The sequence below is a fragment of the Allorhizobium borbori genome (genome assembly GCF_014196535.1).
GTDB lineage: Bacteria > Pseudomonadota > Alphaproteobacteria > Rhizobiales > Rhizobiaceae > Ectorhizobium > Ectorhizobium borbori.
The window spans coordinates 313,464-333,307 of the sequence record NZ_JACIDU010000002.1; the positions used below are offsets into that span (position 1 = coordinate 313,464).

18 protein-coding genes and 1 riboswitch are annotated in these 19,844 nt (G+C 62.2%); of the genes, 8 read left to right on the top strand and 10 right to left on the bottom strand.

The window, feature by feature from the left end:
- Nucleotides 1-11: 11 nt before the first annotated feature.
- From GGQ66_RS03535 to GGQ66_RS03570, 8 genes are all read right to left on the bottom strand, one after another.
- Nucleotides 12-764: an ABC transporter ATP-binding protein gene (locus GGQ66_RS03535; RefSeq protein WP_237358771.1), complete on the bottom strand. Its 753-nt coding sequence runs from the start codon at nt 762-764 to the stop codon at nt 12-14.
- On the bottom strand, nt 761-1,591 hold the full coding sequence (locus tag GGQ66_RS03540; protein WP_183789446.1) for an ABC transporter ATP-binding protein: 831 nt from the start codon (nt 1,589-1,591) through the stop codon (nt 761-763). Before GGQ66_RS03540 ends, GGQ66_RS03535 begins: the two co-directional genes overlap by 4 nt.
- On the bottom strand, nt 1,588-2,517 hold the full coding sequence (locus tag GGQ66_RS03545; RefSeq protein WP_183789448.1) for an ABC transporter permease: 930 nt from the start codon (nt 2,515-2,517) through the stop codon (nt 1,588-1,590). The genes GGQ66_RS03540 and GGQ66_RS03545 overlap by 4 nt, the downstream gene beginning before the upstream one ends.
- Nucleotides 2,514-3,560 carry an ABC transporter permease gene (locus GGQ66_RS03550; protein WP_370686283.1) on the bottom strand — a complete coding sequence of 349 codons (1,047 nt, stop codon included), beginning with the start codon at nt 3,558-3,560 and terminating at the stop codon, nt 2,514-2,516. The genes GGQ66_RS03545 and GGQ66_RS03550 overlap by 4 nt, the downstream gene beginning before the upstream one ends.
- A gap of 33 nt (nt 3,561-3,593) precedes the next feature.
- Nucleotides 3,594-5,240, bottom strand: a complete 1,647-nt coding sequence (locus GGQ66_RS03555; protein ID WP_183789452.1) for an ABC transporter substrate-binding protein — start codon at nt 5,238-5,240, stop codon at nt 3,594-3,596.
- Between the two features lie 43 nt (nt 5,241-5,283).
- Nucleotides 5,284-6,333 (bottom strand): dipeptidase, encoded by a 1,050-nt coding sequence (locus GGQ66_RS03560; RefSeq protein WP_183789454.1) that lies wholly within the window; start codon nt 6,331-6,333, stop codon nt 5,284-5,286.
- A 128-nt stretch (nt 6,334-6,461) separates the two neighbouring features.
- Nucleotides 6,462-7,646, bottom strand: a complete 1,185-nt coding sequence (locus tag GGQ66_RS03565; RefSeq protein ID WP_183789456.1) for a serine hydrolase domain-containing protein — start codon at nt 7,644-7,646, stop codon at nt 6,462-6,464.
- An 80-nt stretch (nt 7,647-7,726) separates the two neighbouring features.
- Nucleotides 7,727-8,650, bottom strand: a complete 924-nt coding sequence (locus tag GGQ66_RS03570) for a LysR family transcriptional regulator (RefSeq protein ID WP_183789458.1) — start codon at nt 8,648-8,650, stop codon at nt 7,727-7,729.
- A gap of 102 nt (nt 8,651-8,752) precedes the next feature.
- On the opposite strand from GGQ66_RS03570, the gene GGQ66_RS03575 reads away from it, so the two are divergent.
- The 7 genes from GGQ66_RS03575 (at nt 8,753) to GGQ66_RS03605 (ending at nt 16,346) form a co-directional block, all read left to right on the top strand.
- Nucleotides 8,753-9,940 (top strand): acyl-CoA dehydrogenase, encoded by a 1,188-nt coding sequence (locus tag GGQ66_RS03575; RefSeq protein WP_183789460.1) that lies wholly within the window; start codon nt 8,753-8,755, stop codon nt 9,938-9,940.
- 55 nt (nt 9,941-9,995) lie between these two features.
- Nucleotides 9,996-10,096, top strand: a riboswitch (TPP riboswitch).
- 52 nt (nt 10,097-10,148) lie between these two features.
- Nucleotides 10,149-10,961: a hydroxyethylthiazole kinase gene (gene thiM / locus GGQ66_RS03580; protein WP_183789462.1), complete on the top strand. Its 813-nt coding sequence runs from the start codon at nt 10,149-10,151 to the stop codon at nt 10,959-10,961.
- The gene (gene thiE / locus GGQ66_RS03585) at nt 10,958-11,596 is read left to right on the top strand and encodes a thiamine phosphate synthase (protein WP_183789464.1); all 639 of its coding nucleotides are present in this window, start codon (nt 10,958-10,960) and stop codon (nt 11,594-11,596) included. Before thiM ends, thiE begins: the two co-directional genes overlap by 4 nt.
- The gene (thiD, locus tag GGQ66_RS03590) at nt 11,593-12,420 is read left to right on the top strand and encodes a bifunctional hydroxymethylpyrimidine kinase/phosphomethylpyrimidine kinase (protein WP_183789466.1); all 828 of its coding nucleotides are present in this window, start codon (nt 11,593-11,595) and stop codon (nt 12,418-12,420) included. Before thiE ends, thiD begins: the two co-directional genes overlap by 4 nt.
- A gap of 210 nt (nt 12,421-12,630) precedes the next feature.
- Nucleotides 12,631-14,067 carry an NAD-dependent succinate-semialdehyde dehydrogenase gene (locus GGQ66_RS03595; RefSeq protein ID WP_183789468.1) on the top strand — a complete coding sequence of 479 codons (1,437 nt, stop codon included), beginning with the start codon at nt 12,631-12,633 and terminating at the stop codon, nt 14,065-14,067.
- Nucleotides 14,068-14,213: 146 nt separating this feature from the next.
- Nucleotides 14,214-16,031, top strand: a complete 1,818-nt coding sequence (ftsH, locus tag GGQ66_RS03600) for an ATP-dependent zinc metalloprotease FtsH (protein ID WP_183789470.1) — start codon at nt 14,214-14,216, stop codon at nt 16,029-16,031.
- A gap of 123 nt (nt 16,032-16,154) precedes the next feature.
- Complete coding sequence (locus GGQ66_RS03605) at nt 16,155-16,346, top strand: hypothetical protein (protein ID WP_183789472.1); 192 nt, start codon at nt 16,155-16,157, stop codon at nt 16,344-16,346.
- A 3-nt stretch (nt 16,347-16,349) separates the two neighbouring features.
- Here the strand turns inward: GGQ66_RS03605 and GGQ66_RS03610 are convergent, their stop codons facing one another.
- Complete coding sequence (locus GGQ66_RS03610; RefSeq protein WP_183789474.1) at nt 16,350-17,051, bottom strand: META domain-containing protein; 702 nt, start codon at nt 17,049-17,051, stop codon at nt 16,350-16,352.
- Between the two features lie 142 nt (nt 17,052-17,193).
- Here GGQ66_RS03610 and dxr point away from each other — a divergent pair, with 142 nt between their 5' ends.
- Nucleotides 17,194-18,366, top strand: a complete 1,173-nt coding sequence (dxr, locus tag GGQ66_RS03615) for a 1-deoxy-D-xylulose-5-phosphate reductoisomerase (protein WP_183789476.1) — start codon at nt 17,194-17,196, stop codon at nt 18,364-18,366.
- A gap of 21 nt (nt 18,367-18,387) precedes the next feature.
- On the opposite strand, the gene hemA is transcribed toward dxr, so the two are convergent.
- Entirely contained in the window at nt 18,388-19,602 is a 1,215-nt protein-coding gene (gene hemA / locus GGQ66_RS03620; RefSeq protein ID WP_183789478.1) for a 5-aminolevulinate synthase, read from the bottom strand.
- Nucleotides 19,603-19,844: the final 242 nt, after the last annotated feature.

A 19,844-nucleotide genomic window follows, 5' to 3' on the forward strand; every position in this document is an offset into this window, starting at 1 on the left:
CCATGGAAAGATCAGTCGCGCCGGAAACCCTCGCTGGCGACAAGAAGCTGACGTGTGTAATCGGCTTCAAAGGCGCGGCTTGTCAATGCCTCCGGCAGAATGGTCTCCACCACTTCGCCGCCCTTCATCACCGCCAGACGATCGCACATGTGACTGATGACGCCGAGATCGTGACTGACCATGATGAAGGTCAGGTCGCGGTCGCGACGGGCCTGTTCCAGCAGGTTGAGGATTTCCGCCTGAATGGACGCATCGAGTGCCGAGGTCGGCTCGTCGAGCAGCAGGATCTTCGGCTCGACAATCAGCGCACGGGCAATGGCGATGCGCTGGCGCTGGCCACCCGAAAGCTGGTGCGAATAGCGGAAGCGGAACCCGTTACCGAGCCCCACCTCATCCAGCGCGCGCGCAATGCGGGCTTCGGTGTCGGTGAAACCATGGATTGCCAGCGGCTCCAGCAACAAACGGTCTACTGTCTGGCGCGGATGGAGCGAACCGTAAGGGTCCTGGAACACCATCTGCACCGTGCGATAGAATGTCTTGTCGCGCCCCTTGGCCGGATAGCTCTTGCCGTTGACCTTGAGGTCACCGGAAACAAAGCTGTTCAGCCCCGCAATCGCACGCAGCAGCGTCGACTTGCCCGAGCCGGACTCGCCAACGATGCCGAAAGATTCCTTCGGCTGAACAGAAACGCTCACATCCTTGAGGGCGACATATTCATCGAAAATGACCCGCATGTCGCGGACGGAAACGGCGGGTTCGGTCATAGGCGCCACTCCGCCTGACGTTCGAGAACCGGCAGCGGATGGCGGTCGGAACCGATGGTCGGCAGGCAGTTGAGAAGCCCCTTGGTATAGGGATGCTTCGCGTTTCTGAGATCGGCGGACGGCAGTTCCTCCACCACCTTGCCCGCATACATGACGAGCACGCGGTCGCAGAAGGAGGAAACGAGGCGCAGGTCATGGGAAATGAAGATCAGCCCCATGCCGCGTTCGGCCACCAGCTTGTCGAGGATTTTCAGCACGTCGAGCTGAACCGTCACGTCGAGCGCCGAGGTCGGCTCATCGGCGATCAGCAGTTCGGGCCCGCAGACCAGCATCATGGCGATCATGGCGCGCTGCCCCATGCCGCCCGAAACTTCGTGCGGATAGAGGTCGAAGACGCGCTCCGGATCACGGATCTGCACCGCTTCCAGCATGGCGAGCGCCCGCTGGCGGGCCTCCTTCATCGAAAGCGCTTCATGCGTCTTCAGCGTCTCGACAATCTGCCGGCCGATGGTCATCACCGGGTTCAGCGAATATTTCGGGTCCTGAAGGATCATCGCCACCCGCTTGCCGCGGAGTGTGCGCCGCTCGCGGGGGCTGATCTTCAGCAGGTCGAGACCAGAAAATTGCAGCGTATCGGCGGTGATTTCCGCCTGCGACGGCGTCAGCCCCATGATGGCACGACCGGTTTGCGACTTGCCGGAACCGGACTCACCCACGATACCGAGCCGCTCCTTGCCGAGCGTGAAGGATACGCCGCGCACGGCCTCCACCCGGCCCGTGCGGGTCGGGAAGGTCACTTTCAGATTATCGACGGTCAGAAGCGTCATTGTCCCGCCTCCTTCGGATCGAGCGCGTCGCGCAGACCATCCCCCAGCAGGTTGAAGCCAAGGCTGACGACGAGGATGGCAAAGCCCGGCATGCCGGCGACCCACCATTGATCAAGAATGAAGCGACGGCCGGACGCGATCATCGCACCCCATTCCGGCAGCGGCGGCTGGGCGCCGAGACCGAGGAAGCCGAGACCGGCGGCAATCAGGATAATGCCGGCCATGTCGAGCGTCACCCGCACCACCAGCGAGGAGGTGCAGAGCGGCATGACATGCAGCGTGACGATCCGGATCGGTGATGCGCCCATCAGCTTCACCGCATGGATGAAGTCCGAGTTGCGGAAGGTCATGGTTTCGGCGCGCGCAATACGCGCATAGGGCGGCCATGAGGTGATGGCGATGGCAAGAATGGCGTTCTCGATGCCGGGGCCGAGGGCCGCAACCAGCGCCAGCGCCAGAACGAGCTTGGGGAAGGCAAGGAAAATGTCGGTGATGCGCATCAGGACAGCATCCACCCAGCCGCCCGCATAGCCGGCGACAGTGCCGACCAGAAGGCCGATGGGAGCGGCGATGATCGCCACCAGAATGATGACCATCAGCGTCAACCGCGAACCGTAGATGAGACGCGAGAGAATATCGCGACCCTGATCGTCGGTGCCGAGGATGTAGCCTTCGGCGCCCGGCGGCAGCAGGCGGGCATAGCGCAGATCGCCCTGCGTCGGATCATGCGGTGCCAGTTGACCGGCGAAGACCGCAACGACGATCAGTCCCAGAATGATCAGAAGACCGGCCAGCGCCAGCCGGTTTTCCGAAAACCGGCGCCAGATGACATAGGCGCGGCCGAGCCGGGCCTGACGCCGCGAAGCCGGGCGGTCGGACAGGAGCCATTCGCGCAGCGAAGGCGAGCTATTTACGGTTCCGCTCATCGGCTGGTCCTCGGGTCGAGCAAGCGGTACAGGATGTCCGACAGGACATTGATGCCGATGAACACGGCGCCAATGATGATCGTGCCGCCGAGAACGGCATTCATGTCGGCATTCTGCAACGAATTGGTAATGTAGAGGCCAAGGCCCGGCCAGGAGAAGATGGTTTCGGTGAGAACCGAACCTTCCAGCAGGCTGGCATAGGACAGCGCGATCACGGTAATCAGCGGCACGGCGGCATTGCGCAGCGCGTGGAACCAGATGATCCGCGCTTCGGACAGGCCCTTGGCACGGGCGGCGATGACATATTCCTGGCTCAACTCGTTGAGCATGAAGGAACGCGTCATGCGGCTGATATAGGCAAGCGACACATAGCCCAGAAGCGACGCGGGCAGGATGATGTGGCGGAACACGTCCCAGAAGATTTCCCACTCGCCCTGCATGATCGCATCGATCAGGAAGAAACCGGTCACGGGCGTGAAGGTGTATTCATAGACGATATCGATACGCCCCGGAAAAGCCACCCATTGCAGCTTGGCGTAGAAGAACACCAGCGACAGCAGGCCAAGCCAGAAGATCGGCACGGAATAGCCGATCAGGCCGATCAGCCGCACCAGTTGGTCGATCAGCGACCCGCGCTTCACGGCGGCCAGCACGCCGAGCGGCACGCCGAACATGGCGCCGATGATGGTGCCGACCGTGGCAAGCTCGACCGTCGCCGGAAACACGCGCTTGATGTCTTCCATCACCGGATGGGTCGTCAGCACCGAAGTACCGAAATCGCCTGTCAACGCCTGCTTGAGATAGATAAAGAACTGCTGCCACAGCGGCAGATTGAGGCCGAGTTCCTCACGAACGCGCTCAACGACATGGGCAGGTGCACGGTCGCCGACAATGGCGAGCGCGGGATCGATCGGCACGACGCGACCGATGAAGAACGTTATGGCCAAAAGGCCGAGAAACGTCGTGACGACCGTCACCAGAAACCCGAGAACGGACCAAAGGCGACGAGAGGCACGGCTTCTGCCGTGCCTCCCCTTTACGATGGGTGTTGCGGTGCTCAAGGCCAATCTTTCCGATCAGTCCTTGGAGACCGTGTTCACGAAGTTGGTGTCGAAGCTCGGGCCAAGCTTGAAGCCCTTGAGCTTCTTGCTGTAGCCGGCCACTTCGACCTGCTGGAAGATGTTCACGAACGGACCATCGGCCAGAACCTTCTTCTGCAGGTCTTCATAGATCGCAGCGCGCTTGGCGGCATCGGTTTCCAGAAGCGCCGACTGCGTTTCCTTCGTCAGTTCCGGAATATCCCAGGCATTGCGCCAGGCCAGCGTCTTGGTCTTGGCATCGTCGGCATTGTTCGGGTTCGACGAGAAGGTTTCGGCGTTGGAGTTCGGATCGAAATAGTCCGAGCCCCACTGGCCGATATAGAGATCGTGCTGGCGGGCGCGATACTTGGTCAGCGTCTGCTTGCCGTCACCCGGAATGATGTCGACCTTGATGCCGGCCTGCGCCGCCGTCTGCTGGAAGCTTTCGGCAATGCCCGTCACCGGCTGCGTGTTGCGCACGTCGAAGGAAACGGTGAAGCCGTCCTTCAGGCCGGCCTTCGCCAGCAGCTCCTTGGCCTTGGCCACGTCGAACTTGTAGGGGTTTTCGTTCAGCGCACCAAGCTGGCCCTTCGGCAGGAAGGTCTGATGGATTTCGCCGATGCCCTTGATGATGGTTTCGCCGATGGCGTCGTAATCGACCAGGTACTTGAAGGCTTCACGCACTTCCGGCTTGGCCAGGTTGGCGTTCTTCTGGTTCAGGCTGATGTAATAGATCGTGCCCTTCGGTGCAGACGTTGTGGCAAGACCGTCCTTCTTGCTCACAGCGGCCAGATCGCCCGGCTCCAGGTTGCGCGCAATGTCGATATCGCCGGTTTCAAGGGCGAGGCGCTGCGTGGCGCTTTCCTTCATGTAGCGATAGATGACGCGCTTCAACTTCGGCTTTTCACCGAAGTAATTCGGATTGGCTTCCATGACGACGGCTTCATTGGCCTTCCAGGCCAGAACCTTGTACGGGCCGGAACCGGCATAACCGGTCTTCAGGAATTCGTTGCCGAAGTCGGTGTCATACTTGTATTCGGCGGTCGGCGTGACCGGCTTGGCCTTGGAAACGACCAGCTTCTTGTCAACGACCGAGGCGACCGTGGAAGTCAGCACGTTGAGCACGAAGCTCGGCGCATAGGGCTTGTCGACGGTCAGCGTAAAGGTCAGCTCGTCGGCGGCCTTGGCCTTTTCCGTCACGTTGTCGCCGGTCAGGCCAAACTGCGTGAGAAGGAATGCGGGCGACTTGTCGAGCTTGACGGCGCGTTCGAAGGAATAGGCCACGTCTTCGGCGGTGATCGGGTTGCCGGACGCGAACTTCAGGCCCGGTTTCAGCTTGAATGTATAAGTCAGCTTGTCGTCGGAAATGGTCCAGCTATCGGCCAGCTCATTCACCACTTCCGAGGTCTTGTCCGGATTCAGGCGAACGAGAAGATTGTAGCTGTTGGCCGTCACTTCGGCAGTCGAAAGCTCGAAGGCTTCGGCCGGGTCGATGGAAATGATGTCGTCAATGGCAAAGCCGATCACCAGCGTATCGGCCGGGGACGCTGCAAAAGCCTGCGGCGCAAGGGACATCACCATGGTGACACCAGCGCCAGCCAGCAGCATTCGCATTGTTTTACCGGAAAGCATGTTCATTTTCATTTCCCCCTGTTTGGATTGTGAGAACCGGAAAGGTATAGTCATATTACTCAAACCAGGCAGCGCCCAATACCCGTAACCAGTTTTCCCGGCAGATTTTTTTCAGATCGGCGGAAGCGTAGCCCGCGTTCCGGAGCGCCGCAACCAGATTCTGGTTGCCGGCCGCGTCGGCGATATCCGCAGGAATTGTCGCACCGTCGAAATCCGAACCCAGCGCCACGCAATCGATACCCATGCGCTCCACGAGATAGTCGATATGCCGCACCATGTCGGAAAGCGGCGTGGCCGCATTCTCCTGCCCGTCGGCCCGCAGCATGGTCGTGGCATAGTTCAGCCCCACGATACCGCGGCTTTCGCGGATGGCGTCAAGCTGCCTGTCCGTCAGGTTACGGGCCACCGGCGTTAGCGCATGAGCATTGGAATGGCTGGCGATCAGCGGCTGGTCGGTGGTCTTCGCCACATCCCAGAAGCCCTTTTCGGTGATATGGGCGAGGTCGATGGCGATACCAAGCTTGTTGCAGGCCTTTACCAGTTCGAAACCGGCATCCGTCAGTCCCGGCGCGGTATCCGGCGACATGGGATAGGCGAAAGGCACGCCGTGGCCGAAAATGTTGTGGCGGCTCCACACCGGGCCGAGCGAACGCAGGCCGGCGGCATAAAACACCTCAAGCGCCGCCAGGTCCTCCCCGATGGCCTCGCAGCCTTCCATATGCAGAACGGCTGCGAACACACCATCCTCGAAAGCTTTGCGAATATCGGCAGTCGAGCGACAAAGCCGCCAGGCACCGACGCGGTCGAGCTTGAGCGCAATCGAGGCAAACTCCAGCGCCGTATCGAGCGAGGGTTCGCGCTTGAGGGGGGCCGCCAGCGGTGTGGCATAATGCCCGTTGGCGTCCGGCGCCTTGAACACGAGATCGCCCGAAGGAATGTAGATGGCGGAAATGCCGCCGGCCAGACCGCCCTTTTTGGCACGCGGCCCGTCGATATGGCCGCTCGTCGTGCCGTTGACGAATTCAGCGATCGGATCGCCACCGGCCCGAAGCGTCTGCCACAGCCGCAAAAGCACATCATTATGTCCGTCGAACACCAGTTCCATCGAAAAATTCCCGAGATATTTCTAAAAGTCCCGCCGGGATCGGCGGAGAGGAGATGAGCAGATGCTAGGCCAGCCGAAGGAAACGCCGCAAGAGCGTCTGCGGATTTATTTGGCGCGCGTGATCCGCCTCAGAAAGTGCGCTCCGCCATGGCCCGGTAGAAGGCAAGATTGCGGGCCTTCAAACCCTCATCGAGCGGATTGGGCTGCGAGGATTGCTTGACCAGAACCGTACCGCTCGCACGATCCACATAAAGCCATTGTCCGTGAATGCCGATGGCGCAGAACACGCCCTCCGGCTCGCCGAACTGATACCACTGGCTGCGGTAACGACCTTTGGTGATCAGCGCATCGCCATTCGGCTTCCACGCCTCGGGGTCGCCATTCTCGAACATATCGGCGATCCATGACTGCGGCAGAACCTGCATGCCCCCGGCCTTGCCGCCAGTGCGCACCAGTTCGCCGACGCGGGCGAGATCGCGGGCCGTGACCGACACGCCCCCCGCCGAACGCGGCGTGCCAACGCTGTCGACCGTAATCATGGCATGGTTCTTCGCGCCGAGCGGCTGCCACAGCAGTTCGGACATGGCTTCGGCATAGCGCTTGCCCGAGGCCCGCTCGACCAGAAGGCCGAGCACGTCGGCATTCGGCGAAACGTAATAGAAAGGACCGCCGTGATCTTCGCCCGGCTTCTTCTTCAGCGAGCAGAGAAAATCAAGCAACGGTTCGATGATTGCCCCCGGTTCCGGCGGGTTCCAAAGCATGGCGCGGCGATAGCGCGCGAAAGAACCATCGGGATCGAGATAGGCTTCCTCGAAGTCGAGCGAAACGCGCATATCCAGCACATTGCGGCATGAACAGTCGCCATAGGCGCTATCCTTCGCCTCCGGAATGTAGTGACTGACCGGAAGCGCGGGATCGAAAAGCCCCAGTCCTTCGAGAATGCCGAGCAGCGTGGCCGTCAGCGATTTCGAGATCGAGAACACCAGATGCGGCGCGTTCGGGCCAGACCACGGTGCATAATACTCGGCAACGATCCGGCCGTCTTTCATCAGCACGAAACTGTCGGTAAACGTGTCTTCCAGATAGGCCTGAACCGTAGCCGCCGCCTCTCCGGCGACACCCACCGGCGAAGCCAGAAAAGCAGCGGATTCAACCGGCGTTTCCACCTCTTCCCGCACAGCTTCGATGCGGGCGGACGGCACGAGTTCCGCGACATTCTGGAAGGAAAAGCGCGCAAACGGCGGCAACCGCCAGCTTGCCAGTGTCACGTCCCTGCGGGCGAAACCATAAGTCTCGGAAAAGCGGTCAGTCATGGAGAGGTCCGGATTCGGAAAGGAAGGTCCGTACCTTTTCCCCTTCTCCTTCGCTTGGCAAGAGGAAATCTTCACGACCCTCACCAAGCCGGCACTTCCTCCTGCGCCCGGTAACGCGCCACCTCGTCCAGCAACCAGTCGCGAAAGCGAATGACCGGATCGTAACCGGCCTTCTTGTGCGGCACGGCCAGATAATAGGCGCTGGCACTCTTCACTGGCAGGTCGCAGGCAATGACGAGGTGACGTGCTCTCAACTCGGAATCGATCAGGAAAAGCGGCATCAGCGCCACGCCGAGACCGGCAATGCAAGCCTGCGCAACGTTGGAAAACTGTTCGAAGCGCATGCCCTGCGCCGGCGGTGTCGAAAGACCGGCATGATCGAACCAGTGCCGCCAGGCACCCGGCCGCGAGGCCATGTGCAGAAGCGGCAGGCGCGCGACGTCTTCCGGCGAATGGATCGGGTTTTCGGCCAGAAAGGCAGGGCTCGCCACCGGCGCGACAGTCTCGCTCATCAGATAGGTGCAATCCGCTCCCGGCCAGTCCGGCTGGCCGACATGGATCGCGGCATCGAGCCCGTCGCGATCGAAATCGAACACGCCGATGCGGGTGGCGAAGTTGAAGGTGATCTGCGGATGGCTGGCGACAAAACCCGGCACGCGCGGCAAAAGCCAGCGGGTGCCGAAGGTGGGTAAAATGGCGAGATTCAGCATGTTGCTATGAATTCCCGTCATGACATTGAGCGAGGCCGAACGGATTTCGGCAAGCGCTGCCGCAATGGCCCGCGCATAGGTTCCGCCGGCCTGCGTCAACCCCACGCCGCGGCTGGTGCGCTCGAAAAGCTGCACTCCGAGCTGTTGTTCCAAAGTCTGTATCTGCCGGCTGATCGCCCCTTGCGTCAACGAAAGCTCGTCGGCCGCAGCCGAGAAGCTGCCGAGCCGGGCAACCGAATCGAAGGCCGCCAGCGCGCTTGTGGAAGGAAGGAGTTTTCGGCTCAGAATGCTCATGACCTATGATTAGATGTAATAGCAAAATGAGTAAAGATCGCTTGTCGGCGCGCCCCGGTTTTTGGATATTTGCGCCACATCTCATTACTGGAGGAATTGAAGTTGAGCTCTCTGGCGCCGTTTAAATGGGAAGATCCCTTTCTTCTGGACGAACAACTGACCGAAGACGAGCGGATGATCCGTGATTCCGCCTCGGCCTTCGCGGAAGCAGAGCTTCTGCCGCGCGTGCAGGAGGCCTATCTGAACGAGGAAACGGATGCCGGCCTCTTCAAGCTGATGGGCCAGACTGGCCTGCTCGGCGTCACGCTGCCGGAAAAATACGGCGCAGCCGACGCAAGCTATGTCGCTTACGGTCTCGTGGCCCGTGAAGTCGAGCGTATCGACAGCGGCTATCGTTCGATGATGAGCGTGCAGTCCTCACTGGTCATCTATCCGATCTACGCCTACGGTTCCGAAGAACAGCGCGACAAGTATCTGCCGGGCCTCGTTTCGGGCGAACTCATCGGCTGCTTCGGCCTGACCGAGCCGGATGCCGGCTCCGATCCGGGCGGCATGAAGACCCGCGCTGAAAAGATCGCGGGCGGCTACCGTCTGCGCGGCTCCAAGATGTGGATTTCGAACGCCCCCATCGCCGATGTCTTCGTTGTCTGGGCCAAGTCGGAAGCCCATGGCGGCGCCATTCGCGGCTTCATTCTCGAAAAGGGCATGAAGGGTCTTTCGGCCCCCAAGATCGGCGGCAAGCTTTCGCTGCGCGCCTCGATCACCGGCGAAATCGTGATGGACGGTGTCGAAGTCGGCGAAGATGCGCTGCTGCCCAACGTCTCCGGCCTCAAGGGTCCGTTCGGTTGTCTCAACCGTGCCCGCTACGGCATTTCCTGGGGCGTGCTCGGTGCGGCCGAAGATTGCTGGCACCGCGCCCGCCAGTATGGCCTTGACCGCAAGCAGTTCAACAAGCCGCTGGCCGGCATGCAACTTTACCAGAAGAAGCTTGCGGACATGCAGACGGAAATCGCGCTGGGTCTTCAGGCCTCGCTACGCGTCGGCCGCCTGATGGACGAGGACAAGATGGCGCCGGAGATGATCTCGATCATCAAGCGCAACAATTGCGGCAAGGCGCTCGACATCGCCCGGCAGGCCCGCGACATGCACGGCGGCAACGGCATCCAGATCGAATACCATGTCATGCGCCACGCCCAGAACCTTGAAACCGTCAACACCTATGAGGGCACGCATGACGTTCACGCGCTGATCCTCGGCCGTGCACAGACGGGCATTCAGGCGTTCTTCTGAGATTGAAGCCGCAAGGCCGGGGGTGACAAGCGCCCCGGCCTCTGCAATAAAAGCCCCGTTGAGACAGGGGCGGTCATTTCTGAACGAATGGCCTGAGAAGCACCCTTTGAACCTGAACCGGATAATGCCGGCGGAGGGAGTCTGACGGGTCTTCGAGGGTTCCCCCTGCCGCAAGCCCGTCCGGTCGCCCCCGCCTGAAAGGGGCGAAATGACGGAACCGACCACACTCACGACCACACCGGGCGCAGCACTTGAAGCCATGCGCGCCGCGCGGCCTCTCATTCACTGCATCACCAACTTCGTTGCCATGAACATCGCCGCCAACACGCTGCTTGCCGCCGGTGCCTCTCCCGCCATGATCCACACGCCGGAGGAAGCGGGCGAATTCGCCCGCATTGCAGCAGCGCTGACCGTAAACATCGGCACCCTCTCGCCGCTGTGGGTGGAGGGCATGAAACTGGCCGCCGAAGGCGCCAATGCGGCTGGACGCCCCTGGGTGCTCGATCCCGTCGCCCATTACGCCACCGCCTATCGCAGCCGCGCCAATGCCGAGCTTCTGGCGCTTTCTCCCACCGTCATCCGCGGCAATGCCTCTGAAATCATGGTGCTTGGCGGTGAAACCAGCGCCACACGCGGCGCCGATGCCGCCGACCCGGTGGCCGCAGCCGAAAATGCCGCGCGTTCGCTGGCGCTGAAACAGACCTGCACCGTGGCCGTAACCGGCGAAATCGATTTCGTGACGGACGGCACGCGCGCCCTGCGCATTCATGGCGGCTCGGCGTTGATGCCGCAGGTCACCGCGCTTGGCTGCTCGCTCACCTGCCTCGTCGGCGCCTATGCCGCAGTCCTGCCCGATGCTTTCGAGGCGACCGTGGCAGCACTCGTGCATTACGCCGTTGCCGGTGAGAACGCAGCCGCCGACGCCGATGGCCCCGGCTCCTTCGGCTGGCGTTTTCTCGACGCGCTGGCGGCCTTGACGCCGGCGGAACTGGAAGCCCGTGCACGGGTCGAAGCCGCATGAGACACGCCCTCGACCTTTCGCTCTATCTCGTGCTCGATCCGGACCTCTGCGCCGGTTACGGCATGGTGGAAACCACCCGCGCCGCCATCGCCGGCGGCGCAACCGTTGTTCAGCTTCGCGACAAGCAGGCCGACACCACCCGCATGATCGAAACCGGCCGGGCGCTGAAGGCAGCGCTCGCAGGAACGGGTGTCGGCCTCATCGTCAACGACGATGTGGAGGCGGCCATCGCCATCCGTGCCGATGGCCTGCACATCGGGCAGGACGACATGACGGCCGCCGAGGCCCGGCATCTGATCGGGCGCGACATGGTGCTCGGCATATCCGTCCACACACGCGATCTGGCCGCTGGCGTCGATCCTGCCGTCGCCGATTATGTCGGTGCCGGCCCGGTGTTCGCCACCGCCACCAAGCCCGGTCACAACAAGCCGGTCGGCTTTCCCGGCCTGACCGAGATCATCGCCGCTGCACCGGTTCCGTCGGTCGCCATCGGCGGCCTGAAGGCCGAACATGCCCGCCCGGTCTTCGCAGCCGGAGCAGCCGGACTGTGTGTCGTTTCGGCCATTTGCGGCCAGCCGGACCCGGAAGGCGCGACACGCCGTCTCGCCCGCGCCATTGCGGAGGCGCGCGCATGATCCGCAACGTTCTTTCCATCGCCGGCTCGGATCCCTCGGGTGGCGCAGGCATTCAGGCCGATCTCAAGGCCTTCTCGGCGCGCGGCACCTTCGGCATGGCTGCGCTGACGGCGCTGACGGCCCAGAATACGCAGGGCGTCTCCGCCGTTCATCTTCTGCCGCCGGAGTTCGTGGCGGCGCAAATCCGTGCTGTCTTCGCCGATGTGCGCGTCGATGCCGTGAAGATCGGCATGATCGCGAACACAGAAATCGCAGAGGCCGTGGCCGATGCGCTCACCCCCCATCGCGGCCTGCCGATGGTGCTCGATCCCGTGATGATCGCCAAGGGCGGTGCCGCGCTCCTTGATCCGCACGCGGTCGAGACGCTGAAAGCCAGGCTTCTGCCGCTTGCCACGCTCGTGACACCCAACCTGCCGGAAGCAGCAGCCCTGGCCGGACGACCGGAGGCGACAAGCCGCGCTGAAATGGCGGCGCAGGCCCGCGCGCTGCTGGCCCTCGGCCCGACCATGGCGCTGGTCAAGGGCGGGCATCTGGGCGGCGCGACAAGCCCCGACATCCTGATCGGTCCGGACGGCGAAACCTGGTTCGAGGCGGAGCGCACCGAAACGAAAAACACCCATGGCACCGGTTGCTCCCTCTCCTCGGCCATTGCCGCAGAACTCGCCAAAGGCGCGAGACCGGCGCAGGCCGTCGCGCGGGCAAAAGCGTGGCTGGCGGAAGCGGTTCGGCGTTCCGGCGACCTCACCGTCGGCTCAGGCCACGGACCGGTGCACCACTTCCACGCGCTCTGGCAGAGCTCGCAAGCTGCGGAGGTGACGACATGAGCATCTTCACATCGGTGTTTTTTCAGCGCATGCCCGTTGCAAGCCACGGAAATTTCGTCAATATATCGGTCAATTCCCGACAGCGCGAAGGCCTATCGCCCATACCAGCGTCAGCAGGTCCACGCTTTTCGTTAGCATTTCGCCACACCCGGCCCGCCCGACGGACCCAATCCGCACGGACCGCCCAATGAAACATAAAGGGGTTCCCTCATGACCAGTTATCCTGACGTCAAGCTTCTCATCAACGGCGAGTGGCGTGATGCCATCGGCGGCCGCACGCTTCCCGTTTTCGACCCGGCCACGGAAGAGAAGATCGGCACCGTTGCCCACGCCGAAAAGGCCGACCTCGATGCAGCGCTCGCCTCTGCCGCCAAGGGCTTCGAAATCTGGCGCGAAACTTCGGCTTTCGAGCGCTCCAAGCTGATGCGCCGCGCCGCCGACATCCTGCGCCAGCGCAAGGACGACATCGCCGTTCTGATGACGCTCGAAAACGGCAAGCCGCTTGAGCAGTCGAAGATCGAACTGGCGAACGCCGCCGACGTCATCGACTGGTTTGCCGAGGAAGCCCGCCGGACCTATGGCCAGATCATTCCGCCGCGCTTTGCCGGCGTCTCGCAGATGGCCATCAAGTTTCCGATCGGCCCTGTCGCAGCCTTCACACCGTGGAACTTCCCGGTAAACCAGGTCGTGCGCAAGCTTTCCGCCGCACTCGCCACCGGCTGCTCGATCATCGTCAAGGCTCCGGAAGAAACCCCGGCCTCGCCGGCTGAAATGATCCGCTGCTTCATCGATGCCGGCGTTCCCGCAGGCGTCGTCAACCTCGTCTACGGCATTCCGGCGGAAATCTCCGAATACCTCATCGCTCATCCGGTCATCCGCAAGCTCACCTTCACCGGCTCCACGCCGGTCGGCAAGCAGCTTGCCGCGCTCGCCGGCCTGCACATGAAGCGCGCCACGATGGAACTCGGCGGCCATGCGCCGGTGATGATCTTCGATGACGCCGATGTCGAAAAGGCGATTTCGGTCATGGGCATGACCAAGCTGCGCAATGCCGGTCAGGTCTGCGTCTCCCCCACCCGCTTCCTCGTTCAGGAAGGCGTGGCCGACCGCTTCACCGAGGGCTTCACCAAGATCATGGCCGACGCCAAGGTCGGCAACGGCCTCGATCCGGAAACGGTCATGGGTCCGCTGGCCAACGAGCGCCGCATTCCTGCCCTCGAAGGTCTGATCAACGACGCCGTTGCCCACGGCGCGACGCTGAAGACCGGTGGCCGCCGCATTGGCAACAAGGGCTATTTCTTCGAGCCGACGGTTCTCGCCAATGTGCCGACCACGGCACGCATCATGAACGAGGAACCCTTCGGCCCGGTCGCCATCGTCAACCGTTTCAAGACGCTGGATGAGGCCGTGACGGAAGCCAACCGCCTGCCCTTCGGCCTGGCCTCCTACGCGTTCACCACCTCGACCCACACGGCCCATGTGCTCGGCCAGAAGGTCGAGGCCGGCATGCTGACCATCAATCACAACGGCCTTGCCCTGCCGGAAGTCCCCTTCGGCGGCGTGAAGGATTCGGGCTATGGCACGGAAGGCGGTTCGGAAGCCGTCGAAGCCTATCTCGAAACCCGTTTCGTGACGATGGCGAGCTGATTTCCGGATCATTCCGGAACACAGGAAGGGCGGGAGGCGCACACCTCCCGCCCTTTTGCTTTCCTGCGGCCATATCACCGGTTGAGCTTTGCCGTCTGTTGCCCCAAATAGAATGTCGAGTGACTTCCGACCGGACCGAGGCCCCAATGAACAAGCAGACGCAGTTCCACATCTGGTACTGGATCGCCGCCTTCTTCGGCATCCTTCTCCTGCAATATGCCTTCGTCACGGCACAGCAGGTCGCGGAAGTTCCCTACAGCGATTTCGAGAAATACCTGAAGGACGGCAAGATTGCCGAGGTGGCGATCTCCGAAAACTATCTTCAGGGCACGCTGAAGGAAGCGCTGCCCGGCGGGCAGAAGCAGTTCATCGCCACCCGTGTCGAACCGGATTTTGCTGAAAAGCTCGACCAGTACGGCGTGAAGTTCGCAGGCCGCATCGAAAGCACCTTCCTGCGCGATATCCTTTCGTGGATCATCCCGGCCGTCTTCTTCATCGGCATCTGGGTCTTTCTCATGAACCGCATGGGTGGCGGGGCCGGCGGCGGCCTGATGCAGATCGGCAAGAGCAAGGCCAAGGTCTATGTGGAGTCCGATACCGGTGTCGATTTCTCCGATGTTGCCGGCGTCGACGAGGCCAAGGACGAACTGAAGGAAATCGTCGCCTTCCTGAAGGACCCGGACGGTTACGGTCGCCTTGGCGGGCGCATGCCGAAGGGGGTGCTTCTCGTCGGCCCGCCCGGCACCGGCAAGACGCTGCTGGCCAAGGCCGTGGCCGGTGAGGCGAAAGTGCCGTTCTTCTCGATTTCCGGTTCGGAATTCGTGGAAATGTTCGTCGGCGTGGGTGCCGCCCGCGTGCGCGATCTCTTCGAACAGGCCCGCGCCAAGGCGCCCGCCATCATCTTCATAGATGAGTTGGATGCCGTGGGCCGCGCGCGCGGCATTGGCCCCTTTGCCGGCCATGACGAGAAGGAGCAGACGCTGAACCAGCTTCTGGTCGAACTCGACGGTTTCGATTCCTCTTCCGGCCTCGTGCTTCTCGCCGCCACCAACCGGCCAGAGATCCTCGATCCCGCGCTGCTGCGCGCCGGGCGCTTCGATCGTCAGGTTCTGGTCGACAGGCCCGACAAGCCGGGCCGCATCCAGATTCTCGCCGTGCATCTGAAGAAGGCAAAGCTTGCAGCCGACGTGAACCCGGAGGAAATCGCCGCCCTGACGCCGGGCTTCACCGGAGCCGACCTCGCCAATCTCGTCAACGAGGCAACGCTGCTCGCCACCCGTCGCGGCGCCAATGCCGTGACGATGGATGATTTCAACAATGCCGTGGAGCGCATCGTCGCCGGTCTCGAGAAGCGTAACCGGCTTCTGAACCCGCGTGAACGCGAGATTGTCGCCTATCACGAAATGGGCCACGCGCTGGTGGCAAGCCTCCTGCCCGGTTCGGACCCCGTGCACAAGATCTCGATCATTCCGCGTGGCGTCGGCGCGCTCGGCTATACGATCCAGCGCCCCACGGAAGACCGCTTCCTGATGACGCTTGAGGAATTGCAGAACAAGATGGCCGTGCTGCTCGGCGGCCGCGCGGCTGAATGGGTGGTCTATCGACACCTCTCGACCGGAGCGGCGGACGATCTCGCCCGCGTCACCGATATCGCGCGCGCCATCGTCACCCGCTACGGCATGACGGAAAGGCTCGGCCATGTGGCACTCGACCGTGACCGGCAATCCTTCCTGCAACCGGGCGAAACTGCCTTCGGCCAGCCGACGCACGACTATTCCGACGAGACGGCCGATGCCATCGACGGAGAAATCCGCCGCATCATCGATGACGCCTTCGAACGGGCAACGGGACTTCTGACCGAGAACCGCGAACTTCTCGAAAAGACCGCCCGCGCCCTGCTCGCCAAGGAAACGCTGGACAGCAGCGACCTCCGCGCCTTCCTCGGCGCGGAACACGTTGCATAGTCCCGACCTTGCCGGAACCTTCCCGGCCCGCATATTCACGGCCCACACCTTCCCGGAAAGTCGTGCTTTGCACCGGCCTGCACCCCCTCTATAAGGGGCGCATGCCATGGGGAGGAGAAAACCATGATGCTGGACGTGACATCGCCCGCGCTTTATGTGGCGATCCTGATTGCCGCGATCCCCTATGCCGTGCGCTGGTTTGCCGACCGCCGCGACACGGCCGAGGCCGAGCGGATTTCGCTTTTGACCCGCCACCCCTTCACGGTCGGCGCGTTCATGACGGCGGGCCTCGGCGTCTATCTCTTCAATAGCTGAACGTCACGCATCGGGCGCACAGGTCAGGCCCGGATCGTTTTCGCCCTTCGTCAGATCGAACAGCGTGGCGTCGTCGCCCTTCACCCACCACACCAGCGCATCGCCGGCATATTTCGCGCCGGACGCTGCCAGCACATTGGCGGCGACGGTGAAGGTGTCGCCGCGCGTCAGTGTCACCAGCGAAACGGCTCCTGCGTTGATGTAGTCGGCAATCACCGTTTCCTCGCCGCAGCGATAGGCGACCTGGTTTCGTTCGACGCTCTGAGCCCCCGGTACGGTGATGGTGATCTGGGCCGGCTCATCCATGCGCGCCAGAACGACGAGCGGCTTGCCCGCCTTGTCCGACAGCGTCAGCTTGCGGGTCGCCGCATCATAGGCAAAATCCGCGACCTCACCGAGCGCCCGGAAGAACTTCATCTCCTGATCCATCGTCGCGGGCGGGCAGGCCATGCGCGTCGCCGCCGCCGGGCCGAAGGCAACGCCTTTATCTGCAAACTTCAACTGGCCCCGATAGCGGTTGCAACCACCATTGCCGAAAAAGCCACCTTCGGCACTCACTTCGAGCGTCGTCTGCAGCCGGTCGATCACGCCGCCACCATCGATGGATTCGGCCAGCCAGCGTCCCTGAAGCGCCGAGGGAACGTCGGCGGCGCTGACTGCGGACGCGAGAAAGACGCCGGCACAGGCGGCGGTGAAAAACTTCATGGGGCATTCCTCCGGACATTTTATTTTCGTCTGATTTGGCGCAGTCCGCCCAAAAGTCAAAGTCATAAATCACACTTTGAACTTGTGGGGCGAAGTTATCGAGGTTAGACCGGGGTCAAAATCACAACAGGCGGTATTCTGCATGACTTCGGCTGCACCTTCCCGGCGTCGGATCACGATCCTCGGTTCCACCGGCTCCATCGGCACGAATACGCTGGATGTCGTCGGGCGGCTGGGCGGTCGCGAGAGCTTCGACGTGATGGCGCTGACGGGCAACGGCAATATTGCATTGCTGGCCGAGCAGGCGAAAACCTTCGGCGCAAAGCTCGCCGTCACCGCCAGCGATGAGCATTACGAGGCGTTGAAAGATGCGCTGTCCGGCAGCGGCATTGCCGTAGCCGCCGGCAAGTCAGGTCTTGCGGAAGCCGCCGCGATGGATGCCGGCTGGGTCATGGCCGCCATCGTCGGCACGGCCGGCCTGCGGCCCACGCTGATTGCCGCCGAACGCGGCGCGGATATCGCACTGGCCAACAAGGAATGTCTGGTGTCCGCCGGCGCGCTGTTCATCGAGGCCGTGAGGCAGGGTGGCGGCAAGCTTCTGCCGGTCGATAGCGAACACAATGCCATTTTTCAGGTGCTTGAGGAAAACCAGCGTCACGCGCTGGAACGCATCATCCTCACCGCATCCGGCGGCCCCTTCCGCACCTGGACGCTGAGGGAGATGGCCTCGGTGACGGTGGAGACCGCCCGCGCCCACCCGAACTGGTCGATGGGCCTGAAAATCTCCATCGACAGCGCCTCGATGTTCAACAAGGCACTGGAAATGATCGAGGCCCAGCACCTCTTCCGCCTGAAGCCGGAGCAGGTCGAGGTGGTCGTCCACCCGCAATCGGTCATCCATTCCATGGTGGGGTATACGGACGGCTCGGTGCTGGCCCAGCTTGGCAGCCCGGATATGCGCACCGCCATCGGCTATGCCCTTACCTATCCCAGGCGCGGCCATCTGCCGGTCGAGCGGCTGGATTTCACCAAACTTTCTCGGCTGGATTTCGAGGCTCCGGACCCGGATCGCTTCCCGGCTCTGCGCCTTGCCCGCGAAGCCATGGAAACCGGTGGCGTGGCCGGCGCGGTGCTGAACGGCGCCAAGGAAGTGGCGCTCGAAGCTTTCATCGCCGGGCGGTTGCGCTTCCTCGACATGCCCCGGATTGTCGAGCGCACCATGGCGATGCTGTCGCAGCTTCCGGCCGCATCCTCCATGGACGATGTGTTCGCTGCCGACGAAAAAGCCCGGCAGGTGGCCGCCGGGCTTCTGTAGTCTCACACATTTACACGAGGATCAGGCGACGGCGCGGGCCAGTGCGCAACGCGACCACAGGCTATGCAGCGCACCCACAAGATGCTCGATATCGGCATCGGTGTGCATCGGCGTCGGCGTGAAGCGCAGGCGCTCGGTCTTGCGCGGCACGGTCGGATAGTTGATCGGCTGAACGTAGATGTTGAAGTCGTCCAGCAGGATATCCGAGATCCACTTGCACTTGGCAGCGTCGCCCACCATCACCGGAACGATGTGGCTGGGGTTCGGCATGTGGGGAATGCCCTTGGCCTCAAGCGCGGCGCGCAGCTTGCGCACGCGGTCCTGATGACGAGCGCGTTCGAACTGGCTGACCTTGAGATGACGGATCGAGGCCAGCGCACCGGCAGCCAGCGTCGGCGGCAGAGCCGTCGAGAAGATGAAGCCCGAGCCGAAGGAACGGATGAAGTCGCAAACGGCAGCCGAACCGGTGATGAAACCGCCCATGACACCGAAGGCCTTGCCGAGCGTGCCTTCGAGAATGGTGATGCGGTCCATCAGCCCTTCGCGTTCGGCAATGCCGCCCCCGCGCGGACCATACATGCCCACCGCATGCACTTCATCGAGATAGGTCATCGCGCCGTACTTGTCGGCCAGATCGCAGATTTCCTTGATGGGAGCGATGTCGCCATCCATCGAGTAGACCGATTCGAAGGCAATCAGCTTCGGCGCGGCCGGATCGGCGAGCGCGAGCTTTTCCTCAAGGTCCTTCAGGTCATTGTGCTTGAACACAACGCGCTGACACTTGCCATAGCGAATGCCCTCGATCATCGAGGCGTGGTTGAGCGCATCCGAGAAGATGATGAGGTTGGGGATCTTGGCGCCCAGGGTGCCGAGTGCCGTCCAGTTGGAGACGTAGCCCGATGTGAAGGTCAGCGCGGCTTCCTTGCCGTGCAGATCGGCAAGTTCCTGTTCCAGAAGAACGTGATAGTGGTTGGTGCCAGAAATATTCCGGGTGCCTCCCGCACCCGCGCCACAGTGATCGATGGCCTGCTTCATGGCCTCGATGACGGCGGGGTGCTGGCCCATGCCGAGATAGTCATTGGAACACCAGACGGTGACCTCCCGCTCGCCATTCGCCGTATAACGGGTGGCGCGGGGAAAATGGCCGCGATGCCGCTCGAGATCCGCAAAAACGCGATAACGGCCTTCCTGATGCAGGCTATCCAGCTCGCTTTTGAAAAATGCTTCGAAATCCATGACAGTCTCCAAACTTCGGCGTCCGTTTTCGGTTCTGAGACCCGCGAGGTCAAGATCACGTTTCCGAAAAGGCCGCCCCTGCGGCAAAAGGCGCACATTTTTGAATTATTCCAAGCGGAACCTACCGAAAAGGTGTTGCCGTGAAATTGATTCATATCAAGCTGATGAAGCTTGAGCGAGCACGACCTATGCAGAATTGCCGGCCGTCTGTTTCAGTTCGTATCCGAAATTTAAGAATATCG

Excerpts from the sequence above, each read along its gene's own strand:
- GGQ66_RS03535 (WP_237358771.1), bottom strand. The coding sequence starts at position 764 with ATGACCGAACCCGCCGTTTCCGTCCGCGACATGCGGGTCATTTTCGAT.
- GGQ66_RS03540 (WP_183789446.1), bottom strand. The coding sequence starts at position 1,591 with ATGACGCTTCTGACCGTCGATAATCTGAAAGTGACCTTCCCGACCCGC.
- GGQ66_RS03545 (WP_183789448.1), bottom strand. The coding sequence starts at position 2,517 with ATGAGCGGAACCGTAAATAGCTCGCCTTCGCTGCGCGAATGGCTCCTG.
- GGQ66_RS03555 (WP_183789452.1), bottom strand. The coding sequence starts at position 5,240 with ATGAAAATGAACATGCTTTCCGGTAAAACAATGCGAATGCTGCTGGCT.
- GGQ66_RS03560 (WP_183789454.1), bottom strand. The coding sequence starts at position 6,333 with ATGGAACTGGTGTTCGACGGACATAATGATGTGCTTTTGCGGCTGTGG.
- GGQ66_RS03565 (WP_183789456.1), bottom strand. The coding sequence starts at position 7,646 with ATGACTGACCGCTTTTCCGAGACTTATGGTTTCGCCCGCAGGGACGTG.
- GGQ66_RS03570 (WP_183789458.1), bottom strand. The coding sequence starts at position 8,650 with ATGAGCATTCTGAGCCGAAAACTCCTTCCTTCCACAAGCGCGCTGGCG.
- thiM (WP_183789462.1), top strand. The coding sequence starts at position 10,149 with ATGACGGAACCGACCACACTCACGACCACACCGGGCGCAGCACTTGAA.
- thiE (WP_183789464.1), top strand. The coding sequence starts at position 10,958 with ATGAGACACGCCCTCGACCTTTCGCTCTATCTCGTGCTCGATCCGGAC.
- thiD (WP_183789466.1), top strand. The coding sequence starts at position 11,593 with ATGATCCGCAACGTTCTTTCCATCGCCGGCTCGGATCCCTCGGGTGGC.
- GGQ66_RS03595 (WP_183789468.1), top strand. The coding sequence starts at position 12,631 with ATGACCAGTTATCCTGACGTCAAGCTTCTCATCAACGGCGAGTGGCGT.
- ftsH (WP_183789470.1), top strand. The coding sequence starts at position 14,214 with ATGAACAAGCAGACGCAGTTCCACATCTGGTACTGGATCGCCGCCTTC.
- GGQ66_RS03605 (WP_183789472.1), top strand. The coding sequence starts at position 16,155 with ATGATGCTGGACGTGACATCGCCCGCGCTTTATGTGGCGATCCTGATT.
- GGQ66_RS03610 (WP_183789474.1), bottom strand. The coding sequence starts at position 17,051 with ATGAAGTTTTTCACCGCCGCCTGTGCCGGCGTCTTTCTCGCGTCCGCA.
- dxr (WP_183789476.1), top strand. The coding sequence starts at position 17,194 with ATGACTTCGGCTGCACCTTCCCGGCGTCGGATCACGATCCTCGGTTCC.
- hemA (WP_183789478.1), bottom strand. The coding sequence starts at position 19,602 with ATGGATTTCGAAGCATTTTTCAAAAGCGAGCTGGATAGCCTGCATCAG.